The organism is Paenibacillus mendelii (assembly GCF_024498075.1).
GTDB lineage: Bacteria > Bacillota > Bacilli > Paenibacillales > Paenibacillaceae > Paenibacillus_Z > Paenibacillus_Z mendelii.
The window spans coordinates 1-1,390 of record NZ_JANHOF010000057.1; the positions used below are offsets into that span (position 1 = coordinate 1).

The following is a 1,390-nucleotide window of genomic DNA, read 5'->3' on the forward strand; positions in this document are numbered from 1 at the left end:
CTCATTCCTTCGTTACGCCTGTCCAAGGGGTGGAGGCCGGTCTTGCTAACGGTACGGGTCGGTGCCCTTTGGTTCAATATATCCGGTACTCCGTGCTTTCTTTGAAATCCCGCGAATAAGCCAAAATTCGTACGACGAAACGGTAAGATAGCGCTTAGGCAGCTAATTGTAGTGGCATCGTTTTATGAGGATTGTAAGCTTCCCGGCTTCGAGCCATGCCAACGAGAATTCGAGCTAATTTACCACACAGTTTCATGAGTGACCTCATTTTCTTCATCCTTTTCAGCTGTACATTGTGCGCATGCATCGTCTTAAATTCTTGATTGTTCGCTACCAAACTCATGGTCATCATGAAGATGAACCGGCGGAGGCGAGATCGTCCCCGTTTACTAATCTTCATCTGACCGGTCCATTTCCCCGAGCTTGCTTCTGCGAGGTTAAGACCAGCATGCCGAAGCAATGCATTGCCGTGAGCAAAGCCGCTTAAGTCCCCAGCCTCACCAAGAATACCAGCCAGTGAAATGGCGCTAATCCCTTTGACAGCAAGCATCGATTTCGCAAATGGAATGCGGTCTAACACGGCAATGATCTCCGTTTCAACTGATTTTAGCTGCTCAGTAGCAAGGTCGTACTCATCGAGCAACTGCTTCAAGTGGAGCTTGTAAGCTTGTGTAGCTTGTTTAGAACCAACTGAATTGCTAGCAAGTGCGATAAGAGCTCGAGCTTTTCGCTCACCAGAATGACGCCTCATCAGCGATTTCCAGCCTGCAATGATCTCTTGCGGCTGTAGATTTCGGAGCTCATCAGGTGTAGGAAAAAGACGAAGCGTGGCCAACGAACCGGTGCACATGAGGCCCTTAAAGACCTGACGCAGCTCCGGGAAAACAACGTCAACCCAACGATGGATTTGGTTTTTAGCGCTAACGAGTCTCGTTACGACAGAGTCACGGTTTGAGAGAAAGACACGCAACTCTTCAAAGACTTCAGGCGTGTTGCGAACGAAAGAATAGTAGCCATTTTTGACCATGTCTGCAATGACGAGAGCATCCTTTTTGTCACTCTTAGATGGCGTATTGTCCCGGTTTTCCTTATTCTTTTTCACAAGATGAGGATTAACGAGAACCACTTCAAATTGACGCTCGGAGAGCCACCTAGAGACGTTAAGCCAGTAATGACCGGTTGGTTCCATACCAACAATAGCAGCGCTAAGGCTATGCGCGGTTTGTAACGAATGGATCCAACCTAGAAGAGTTTGAAATCCTTCTTCATCGTTTGAAAAGGAAAGGGGATTCCCAATAGCAATTCCTCGAAAGTTCACCGCACGTGCGACATGAGTTTGCTGGGCGATGTCAATCCCGACGACAAGGTGCTTGGTGGTAATCTTTTCAAT

1 protein-coding gene is annotated in these 1,390 nt (G+C 47.8%); it reads right to left on the reverse strand.

Annotated features, from left to right (window positions below; translation table 11 throughout):
• Positions 1-154: 154 nt before the first annotated feature.
• Positions 155-1,390: IS110 family RNA-guided transposase (locus NNL21_RS35990; RefSeq protein WP_256555721.1), on the reverse strand; the 1,236-nt coding region annotated here is incomplete at its 5' end.